Source organism: Streptomyces turgidiscabies Car8 (genome assembly GCF_000331005.1).
GTDB classification, from domain to species: domain Bacteria; phylum Actinomycetota; class Actinomycetes; order Streptomycetales; family Streptomycetaceae; genus Streptomyces; species Streptomyces turgidiscabies.
The window spans coordinates 40818-49438 of sequence record NZ_AEJB01000313.1 but is presented as its reverse complement, the minus strand read 5'-3'; the positions used below and the strand labels follow the sequence as shown (position 1 = coordinate 49438).

Annotated in this window: 9 protein-coding genes; 4 read left to right on the top strand and 5 right to left on the bottom strand. The window is 69.2% G+C overall.

From position 1 onward, the window contains the following. Nucleotides 1-36 precede the first annotated feature (36 nt). The 4 genes from STRTUCAR8_RS20670 to STRTUCAR8_RS20655 all read right to left on the bottom strand — a co-directional run bounded on the left by STRTUCAR8_RS20670 (nucleotide 37) and on the right by STRTUCAR8_RS20655 (nucleotide 4421). Nucleotides 37-1161, bottom strand: coding sequence for a GuaB3 family IMP dehydrogenase-related protein (locus STRTUCAR8_RS20670; protein ID WP_006377796.1), 1125 nt, complete (start codon nucleotides 1159-1161; stop codon nucleotides 37-39). 116 nt (nucleotides 1162-1277) lie between these two features. After that, nucleotides 1278-2780: an IMP dehydrogenase gene (guaB, locus tag STRTUCAR8_RS20665; RefSeq protein ID WP_006377816.1), complete on the bottom strand. Its 1503-nt coding sequence runs from the start codon at nucleotides 2778-2780 to the stop codon at nucleotides 1278-1280. Between the two features lie 185 nt (nucleotides 2781-2965). Further along, complete coding sequence (locus STRTUCAR8_RS20660; RefSeq protein WP_006377792.1) at nucleotides 2966-3553, bottom strand: sigma-70 family RNA polymerase sigma factor; 588 nt, start codon at nucleotides 3551-3553, stop codon at nucleotides 2966-2968. Between the two features lie 256 nt (nucleotides 3554-3809). Beyond that, nucleotides 3810-4421: a response regulator transcription factor gene (locus tag STRTUCAR8_RS20655; protein ID WP_003948568.1), complete on the bottom strand. Its 612-nt coding sequence runs from the start codon at nucleotides 4419-4421 to the stop codon at nucleotides 3810-3812. A 403-nt stretch (nucleotides 4422-4824) separates the two neighbouring features. On the opposite strand from STRTUCAR8_RS20655, the gene STRTUCAR8_RS20650 reads away from it, so the two are divergent. Further along, on the top strand, nucleotides 4825-5154 hold the full coding sequence (locus tag STRTUCAR8_RS20650) for a WhiB family transcriptional regulator (protein ID WP_006377788.1): 330 nt from the start codon (nucleotides 4825-4827) through the stop codon (nucleotides 5152-5154). Nucleotides 5155-5209: 55 nt separating this feature from the next. Here STRTUCAR8_RS20650 and STRTUCAR8_RS20645 read toward each other — a convergent pair whose 3' ends face one another. Next, nucleotides 5210-6109, bottom strand: coding sequence for a LysR family transcriptional regulator (locus STRTUCAR8_RS20645; protein ID WP_006377809.1), 900 nt, complete (start codon nucleotides 6107-6109; stop codon nucleotides 5210-5212). Between the two features lie 131 nt (nucleotides 6110-6240). Between STRTUCAR8_RS20645 and STRTUCAR8_RS20640 the strand changes: the two genes are divergently transcribed. The 3 genes from STRTUCAR8_RS20640 to STRTUCAR8_RS20630 all read left to right on the top strand — a co-directional run bounded on the left by STRTUCAR8_RS20640 (nucleotide 6241) and on the right by STRTUCAR8_RS20630 (nucleotide 8610). Next, nucleotides 6241-6903, top strand: coding sequence for an MOSC domain-containing protein (locus STRTUCAR8_RS20640; RefSeq protein ID WP_044472557.1), 663 nt, complete (start codon nucleotides 6241-6243; stop codon nucleotides 6901-6903). A gap of 120 nt (nucleotides 6904-7023) precedes the next feature. After that, the gene (locus tag STRTUCAR8_RS20635; protein ID WP_006377789.1) at nucleotides 7024-7797 is read left to right on the top strand and encodes an SDR family NAD(P)-dependent oxidoreductase; all 774 of its coding nucleotides are present in this window, start codon (nucleotides 7024-7026) and stop codon (nucleotides 7795-7797) included. Nucleotides 7798-7902: 105 nt separating this feature from the next. Continuing rightward, nucleotides 7903-8610, top strand: a complete 708-nt coding sequence (locus STRTUCAR8_RS20630) for an ester cyclase (protein WP_006377781.1) — start codon at nucleotides 7903-7905, stop codon at nucleotides 8608-8610. The last annotated feature ends 11 nt before the right edge of the window (nucleotides 8611-8621 follow it).

Below are 8621 nucleotides of genomic sequence, written 5' to 3'. Positions count from 1 at the left end.
CCCCTTCGACTCGCTCAGGCCGAGCGCGGCGTCATCTCATCGCATGTGCTGCGAGTCCGCGACCGTCACCTCGACGCGCTGGAACTCCTTGAGGTCGCTGTAGCCCGTGGTGGACATGGCGCGGCGCAGGGCGCCGAAGAAGTTCATCGAGCCGTCCGGCGTGTGCGAGGGGCCCATGAGGACCTCCTCGATCGTTCCGACCGTGCCGAGGTCGACCTTCTTGCCGCGCGGCAGCTCCTCGTTGACGGCCTCCATGCCCCAGTGGTGGCCCTTGCCGGGCGCGTCCGTGGCGCGGGCCAGCGGGGAGCCCATCATGACCGCGTCGGCGCCACAGGCGATCGCCTTCGGGAGGTCGCCGGACCAGCCGACGCCGCCGTCAGCGATCACGTGCACGTACCGGCCGCCGGACTCGTCCATGTAGTCGCGGCGGGCGGCGGCCACATCGGCGACCGAGGTGGCCATCGGGACGCGGATGCCCAGCACGTTGCGCGTGGTGTGGGCGGCGCCGCCGCCGAAGCCGACCAGCACGCCGGCCGCGCCGGTGCGCATCAGGTGCAGGGCCGCGGTGTAGGTGGCGCAGCCGCCGACGATCACCGGGACGTCCAGCTCGTAGATGAACTGCTTCAGGTTCAGCGGTTCGGCGGCACCGGAGACGTGCTCCGCGGAGACCGTCGTACCGCGGATGACGAAGATGTCCACGCCAGCGTCGACGACGGCCTTGGAGAACTGGGCCGTGCGCTGCGGGGAGAGCGCGGCGGCGGTGACCACGCCCGAGTCGCGCACCTCCTTGATGCGCGCGCCGATCAGCTCCTCCTTGATGGGAGCCGCGTAGATCTCCTGGAGACGGCGGGTCGCGGTGTCCACGTCCAGCTCGGCGATCTCGTCGAGCAGCGGCTGCGGGTCCTCGTACCGGGTCCAGAGGCCTTCGAGGTTGAGGACGCCGAGGCCGCCCAGCTCGCCGATGCGGATCGCGGTGGCCGGGGAGACGACCGAGTCCATGGGGGCCGCCAGGAAGGGCAGCTCGAAGCGGTAGGCGTCGATCTGCCAGGCGATCGAGACCTCCTTCGGGTCGCGCGTACGACGGCTGGGGACGACGGCGATGTCGTCGAAGGCGTACGCCCTACGGCCGCGCTTGCCGCGCCCGATCTCGATCTCAGTCACGTGTGTGGCCTTTCCATCCTTGGCTGTGCGCGTCCCAGTATCCCCGACGGGTACGACAAAGGCGGCCCCGGAGTGCCTCCGGGACCGCCTCTCGCACGTCCGGTTACCGCTCGCGCCTACTTACGGCTGTAGTTGGGCGCCTCGACCGTCATCTGGATGTCGTGCGGGTGGCTCTCCTTGAGGCCCGCCGACGTGATGCGGACGAAGCGGCCCTTGGTCTCCATCTCGCCGACGGTGGCCGCACCGACGTATCCCATGGTCTGACGCAGGCCGCCGACGAGCTGGTGCAGCACGGCGGCCAGCGGACCGCGGTAGGGCACCTGGCCCTCGATGCCCTCGGGGACGAGCTTGTCGTCGGAGCCGACCTCGGCCTGGAAGTAGCGGTCCTTGGAGTACGACTTCGCCTGGCCGCGCGACTGCATGGCGCCCAGCGAGCCCATGCCGCGGTACGACTTGAACTGCTTGCCGTTGATGAACTGCAGCTCGCCCGGGGACTCCTCGCAGCCCGCCAGGAGGCTGCCCAGCATCACGGAGTCGGCGCCTGCGGCGAGCGCCTTGCCGATGTCGCCGGAGTACTGCAGGCCGCCGTCGCCGATGACCGGGATACCCGCGACGCGGGCCGCGAGGGCCGCCTCGTAGATGGCCGTCACCTGGGGTACGCCGATGCCGGCGACCACGCGGGTGGTACAGATGGAGCCGGGGCCGACGCCCACCTTGATGCCGTCGACGCCCGCGTCGATCAGGGCCTGGGCGCCGTCACGCGTGGCCACGTTGCCGCCGATCACGTCGACGTGGACGCTCGACTTGATCTTCGACATCCAGCTCAGGGCGTTGCTGTTGTGCCCGTGCGAGGTGTCGACGACCAGGAAGTCCACGCCCGCCTCGGCGAGCGCCTGGGCGCGCTCCAGGGCCTCGGGACTGGCACCGACGGCCGCGCCGACGAGCAGCCGGCCCTCGGCGTCCTTGGCCGCACTCGGGTACTTCTCGGCCTTGACGAAGTCCTTGACCGTGATCAGGCCCTTGAGGAGACCGGAGTCGTCGACCAGGGGAAGCTTCTCGATCTTGTGGCGGCGCAGCAGCTCCATTGCCTCGGTGCCGGAGATGCCGACCTTGCCCGTGACCAGCGGCATCGGCGTCATGACCTCACGGACCTGACGCGAGCGGTCGGTCTCGAAGGCCATGTCGCGGTTGGTGACGATGCCGAGCAGCCTGCCGTTGCCGTCGGTCACCGGGACGCCGCTGATGCGGAACTTGGCACACAGCGCGTCGGCCTCGCCCAGCGTGGCGTCCGGGTTCACCGTGATCGGGTCGGTGACCATGCCGGACTCGGAGCGCTTCACGAGGTCGACCTGGTTGACCTGGTCCTCGATGGAGAGGTTGCGGTGCAACACGCCGACGCCACCCTGCCGGGCCATGGCGATCGCCATGCGGGACTCGGTCACCTTGTCCATCGCCGCGGACAGCAGCGGGATGTTGACGCGGACGTTGCGGGAGATGCGGGACGAGGTGTCGACCGCGTTGGGCAGCACTTCCGATGCGCCCGGCAGCAGCAGCACGTCGTCGTAGGTGAGCCCGAGTGTCGCGAACTTGGCGGGCACTCCGTCGACGTTGGCAGTCATGACACCTTCCCCAAATGGCCTTGCTCGGTGCGGATGTCCATGCTAACGGGAAGCACGGGTCCCGAATTCCACGGTGCGGGGTGCCCCGGGGCTTCGTATGTTCGTACGGAATCGACTGTTCGTACGGAGTAGGCGCCCCGGTCGTTCATACGGGGCCGGGAAAAGGGGCCCCGGCGCTGCGGCCCCTACTGCTCCGCCAGTGCTCGCAGCCGGCTCAACGCGCGATGCTGGGCCACGCGCACCGCGCCGGGTGACATTCCCAACATCTGGCCCGTCTCCTCCGCCGTGAGGCCCACCGCGATGCGCAGCAGAAGCAGTTCACGCTGGTTCTCGGGGAGGTTGGCCATAAGTTTCTTGGCCCATTCGGCGTCGCTGCTGAGAAGGGCCCGTTCCTCGGGGCCCAGGGAGTCGTCGGGGCGTTCCGGCATCTCGTCCGAGGGGACCGCGGTCGAACCCGGGTGGCGCATCGCGGCACGCTGGAGGTCGGCGACCTTGTGCGCTGCGATCGCGAAGACGAACGCCTCGAACGGGCGTCCGGTGTCGCGGTAGCGCGGCAGGGCGAGGAGTACGGCGACGCAGACCTCCTGCGCCAGATCCTCCACGAAGTGCCGCGCGTCGCCCGGCAGTCGGGACAGCCGGGTGCGGCAGTAGCGCAGGGCGAGGGGGTGGACATGGGCGAGCAGGTCGTGCGTCGCCTGCTCGTCCCCGTCGACGGCGCGATGGACGAGGGAACCGATCACCCCATGGGCATAAGCCGCCTCGTCGTCACGCATCGGACCATGGTGCCTTGGCGCCGCTCTCTCCGTGGCACCGCGCCCGTTGTTGTGCACCGAAGCGTTATGAGCAGGTGCGCCGGAACTCATATCCTGCGCCCTCCCCTTCCGCTCGACCGACTCGTCCCCGAGGAACTCCACACCTCAAGGATGCGGCATCCGCGGCGAAACGAGCAGCGGTTGTCCGGCGGGCCGTTTTGCGACCCCCGCCCACCATGCGGTAGGCGGGGCCTTTCTCACCCCCGGCGAGGTCCACCTAACGGACCAGACCCCACCGGAAACCGAGCGCCACCGCGTGCGCGCGGTCCGAGGCACCGAGCTTCTTGAAAAGGCGCCTGGCGTGCGTCTTCACCGTGTCCTCGGAGAGGAACAGTTCGCGTCCGATCTCCGCGTTCGACCGGCCGTGGCTCATGCCTTCCAGGACCTGGATCTCCCGCGCGGTGAGGGTGGGCGCGGCGCCCATCTCGGCCGAGCGCAGTCGGCGCGGCGCGAGCCGCCAGGTCGGGTCGGCCAGCGCCTGCGTCACCGTGGCCCGCAGTTCGGCGCGCGAGGCGTCCTTGTGCAGATAGCCGCGGGCACCGGCGGCAACGGCGAGCGCCACGCCGTCCAGGTCCTCGGCCACGGTGAGCATGATGATGCGCGCTCCGGGGTCGGCGGACAACAGCCGCCGGACCGTCTCGACGCCGCCCAGACCGGGCATGCGTACGTCCATCAGAATCAGGTCCGAACGGTCGGCACCCCAGCGGCGGAGGACTTCCTCGCCGTTGGCCGCCGTGGTCACGCGCTCGACGCCGGGCACGGTCGCGACCGCGCGGCGGAGCGCCTCTCGGGCAAGCGGGGAGTCGTCGCAGACGAGGACGGATGTCATGGCCGCCCTCCGCAGCTGATGCGCGTCACCTTGAGCCTCCAGGCTGGTACAGAATTGTCACCTGTGCGGTTGACACTCGACCGAATTCTCGGCAGTGGGTACTGCCGCCCGTCCGAGCGCTTGTTCCTCCAACCGCCTCCGCACTCTCAACGACGGTCACTCGAAAGAGTTACGGGGCTGTGTGTCGTCTTCGGCACTCTACGTGAGGGCGTGGACACGGTGCAGACATGCACAACAGACCCTCAACGTTTCATCACAACCTATGCCCCATTCAGCCGTTTTTCTTCCCTTTTATTGGTGTCTGAGGCTAGATTCGCAATGAGTCATATTTTCATCTCCTTAGATCGTAGTTGTACGGTCAGGGGCACCAACTCAGCCCAGAACGGCAACAAGGGGACAAACAATGGCAGATTTCTCCCGCCTTCCCGGTCCGAACGCGGACCTCTGGGACTGGCAGCTCCTCGCGGCCTGCCGTGGGGTCGACAGCTCGCTCTTCTTCCACCCGGAGGGAGAGCGCGGTGCGGCACGGAGCGCTCGCGAGAACTCGGCCAAGGAGGTCTGCATGCGATGCCCGGTCCGCGCGCAGTGCGCGGCACACGCGCTGGCGGTGCGCGAGCCGTACGGCGTGTGGGGTGGATTGACCGAGGACGAGCGCGAAGAGCTGATGGGGCGGGCCCGTAACCGGCTGGTGTCGGCGTCGACCGGTGGCGGGGACCTCGACTCGAACAACTGAAGGAACGTTTCTCCAGCGCGGCCCGCAGGGGCACGCGCACGCGTGCCCCTGCGCTTCAGACCCGGTCCGCCGCCCGCGCGAGCTGGTCCAGTGTCGCCGCGACCGCCGGCACCTGCGCCAGGTCGGGCAGGGTCAGCGCGACGATCTCCCGCCGGACCGCCGGTTCCAGCGTCACGGTGCGCACACCCCGCGGCCGTACGGACTCGACGGCGAGCTGGGGCAGAACCGCCACGCCCAGCCCCGCGCCCACCAGGCCGACCACCGCGGGGTAGTCGTCGGTCGCGAAGTCGATGCGCGGGGTGAAGCCCGCGCTCTCGCATGCCTCGACCAACTGGCCCCGGCAGCGCGGGCAGCCGGCGATCCAGGACTCGGCGGCGAGTTCGCCGAGGGCGACCGACTCGGCGCGGGACAGCCGGTGACCCTCGGGCACGAGGCCGACGAGGCGGTCGGTGAGGAGGGGGCGGACCACCAGGTCGTCCCACTCACCGGCGCCGGCCGCTCCTTCGTAACGGAAAGCGAGCGCCACGTCGCAGTCGCCCTCGCGCAGCAGTTCGACCGAGTGCGGGGGTTCGGCCTCCTCCAGGGAGACCCGGGTGCCGGGGTGGGCGGCGCGCAGTGCGGCGAGGGCTGTCGGGACGAGGGTGGAGCTGCCGCTGGGGAAGGAGACCAGCCGGACCCGGCCCGCCCGCAGCCCGGCGATCGCCGCGACCTCCTCCTCCGCCGCCGTGAGGCCCGAGAGGATGCCGGCCGCGTGTCGCACGAGGGCCTCGCCCGCCTGGGTCAGGCGCATCTCACGCCCGCTGCGGATGAGCAGCGGGGTGCCGACCGAGGCTTCCAGCGCTTTCATCTGCTGACTCACGGCGGGCTGGGTGCAGCCCAGTTCGCGGCCCGCCGCCGAGAAGGAGCCGGTGGAGGCCACGGCGCGCAGGACACGGAGATGACGGGCTTCGATCATTTTTCGATCATAAGTGATTCTTTGGTTCTGCGGCGAATAATGCGTCGACACTTTGGGGATGAGTGACTTAGCGTGTGGTCGTGGTCATGAATGCGACGGGTGAACTGGCGAGTACGGGGGCGAGTGTCGTGATGAAGGTGTTGTCCGTGAACGTGGGTCGTGCGCAGTCCGTGCCGTACACGGACCATCCGCAGGGCACCGGTATCGACAAGCGGCCGGTCGACGGGCCGGTGCGGGTGTCGGCGCCCGGGCCCAAAGGGGTCGGGGGCAGTGGCCTGGCCGGGGACACGGTGTGCTCGAAGCAGCACCACGGCGGCGACGAACAGGCGGTGTACGCGGTCGCGCGCGAGGATCTCGACGCATGGGAACGCGAGCTGAGCCGCCCGCTGCGCGACGGGATGTTCGGCGAGAACATCACCACGCGAGGCCTGGACGTGTCCGGTGCCCTGATCGGCGAGCGCTGGCGGATCGGGTCCGAGCTGGTCCTTGAGGTGACCAGCGGCCGTATCCCCTGTGCGACGTTCCAGGGCCATCTGGGTGAGAAAAAGTGGGTGCGGCGGTTCACGGAGCGGGGTGCGCCGGGCGCCTATCTGCGGGTGATCGAGCCTGGCGAGATACGGGCGGGCGACCCGGTCGACATCGTGCACCGGCCGGATCACGAGGTGACGGTCGCCCTGTACTTCCGGGCGCTGACGACCGAGCGGACTCTGCTGCCACGGCTGCTCACGGCCGGTGCGGCGCTGCATTCGGAGGCGGCGACGGCGGCTGACGCGTATGTGAAGAAGTACGGCTGACCCGCGGGTGAGGCACGGCCGCTGACAAGGGATTACCTGAGGTGTCCGGCGGGGACTTCACGATCGGGAGGGAGCGTGCAGGGGGCGGACGGGCACAGCCGGGGTCACTAATCTTGCGCCATGACAACGGCTTTGATTACGGGATCCACCGCGGGTATCGGCGCCGCGTTCGCGCGGCGGCTGGCAGCCGACGGCCACAACCTCGTCCTGGTGGCGCGCGACGCCAAGCGGCTCGGCGAGCAGGCGACCGAACTGCACGACCGGCACGGCATCGAGGCGGAGGTGCTGAGCGCCGACCTCGCGACGGACGCAGGCATCGAGGCGGTGGCCGCACGCCTCGGGGACCGCAAGAACCCCGTCGACCTGCTGGTCAACAACGCCGGCTTCGGTAACAAGGGCCGCTATCTCGACGTCTCGATGGCGGACGAGCTGCGGATGCTCAAGGTGCACTGCGAGGCGGTGCTGCGGCTGACCAGCGCCGCGACCGAGGGCATGCGGGAGCGGGGGCGCGGGGGTGTCGTCAATGTGGCGTCCGTCGCCGCGTTCGTGCCACGCGGGACGTACGGGGCGTCGAAGGCCTGGGTCGTGCAGTTCACGCAGGGGGCGGCGAAGGATCTGGCGGGGAGCGGGGTACGGCTGATGGCGCTGGCTCCCGGTTTCGTGCGCACGGAGTTCCACGAGCGGGCCGGGATGGGGACGGACAACATCCCGAACTGGATGTGGCTGGACGCGGACAAGCTGGTCGCGGCGGCGCTCGCCGACCTGGCCCGGGGCAAGTCGCTGTCGATCCCGGACCCGCGCTACAAGGCGCTGATGGGCGTGGTGAAGGTGACGCCGCGGGCGCTGCTGGGCGGGATCTCGTCGAAGACGGGGCGGAAGTACGGGCCTCAGTGACACATTTACGGGCCGGTGTACAGGCCGGCGTGAAGGAGGTGGTGCCGCGACTCCGGTGGGAGTATGGAGAGAGGTACCGGACCCAGGGGGGCCGGAGGCGGCGCCATGACGTTCGTACAGCTGATTGACTGCAAGACCAGTCGGTTCGACGAGATGAACCGGTTGATGGACACCTGGGTCGAGCAGACCCAGGGCAAGCGGAGCGCGACGCACACGCTGATCGGCAAGGATCTCTCGGACTCGTCGCACTTCGTCGAGATCGTGGAGTTCCCCTCGTACGAGGAGGCGATGCGGAACTCGAACCTTCCGGAGACGGACCGGATCTTCCGCGAGATGGTCGCTCTGTGCGACGAGATGCCGACGTTCACGGATCTGGACGTGGTGCGGGACGAGCAGTTGTGCGCGGACTCCTCGCGGCGGTTCTTCGAGATGATCGCCACCCGGGGCGAACTCCCCCCGCTCAACGACCTGTTCGTGGAGAGCTACCACGACCACGATCCGTCCAACGAGCAGGATGTCATCGGGCTGGACGCGGCCCGGCGTGAGATGCAGATGTGGCGTGAGGGCTTCGACTTCGCGTTCACCGTTCACGACCAGATCGCCCAGGGCGACCGGGTCTGCACCCGCTGGACGTGGAACGGGACTCAGCGTGGCGACTTCATGGGGATTCCCAGCAGTGGCCGGCAGGCCTCGATGACCGGTACGACCGTTCACCGGTTCGACGCCGACGGGAAGATCGTCGAGGGCTGGTGGGAGTACGACCGGCTGGGGCTGATGGGGCAGCTCGGAGCGCTGGACTCCCTGGAGCAGTAGAGAGCATCGGA

What these genes read in the sequence shown, in the direction of transcription:
- guaB (WP_006377816.1), bottom strand. Translation starts at nt 2,780, where the DNA reads ATGACTGCCAACGTCGACGGAGTGCCCGCCAAGTTCGCGACACTCGGG.
- STRTUCAR8_RS20660 (WP_006377792.1), bottom strand. Translation starts at nt 3,553, where the DNA reads ATGCGTGACGACGAGGCGGCTTATGCCCATGGGGTGATCGGTTCCCTC.
- STRTUCAR8_RS20655 (WP_003948568.1), bottom strand. Translation starts at nt 4,421, where the DNA reads ATGACATCCGTCCTCGTCTGCGACGACTCCCCGCTTGCCCGAGAGGCG.
- STRTUCAR8_RS20650 (WP_006377788.1), top strand. Translation starts at nt 4,825, where the DNA reads ATGGCAGATTTCTCCCGCCTTCCCGGTCCGAACGCGGACCTCTGGGAC.
- STRTUCAR8_RS20645 (WP_006377809.1), bottom strand. Translation starts at nt 6,109, where the DNA reads ATGATCGAAGCCCGTCATCTCCGTGTCCTGCGCGCCGTGGCCTCCACC.
- STRTUCAR8_RS20640 (WP_044472557.1), top strand. Translation starts at nt 6,241, where the DNA reads ATGAAGGTGTTGTCCGTGAACGTGGGTCGTGCGCAGTCCGTGCCGTAC.
- STRTUCAR8_RS20635 (WP_006377789.1), top strand. Translation starts at nt 7,024, where the DNA reads ATGACAACGGCTTTGATTACGGGATCCACCGCGGGTATCGGCGCCGCG.
- STRTUCAR8_RS20630 (WP_006377781.1), top strand. Translation starts at nt 7,903, where the DNA reads ATGACGTTCGTACAGCTGATTGACTGCAAGACCAGTCGGTTCGACGAG.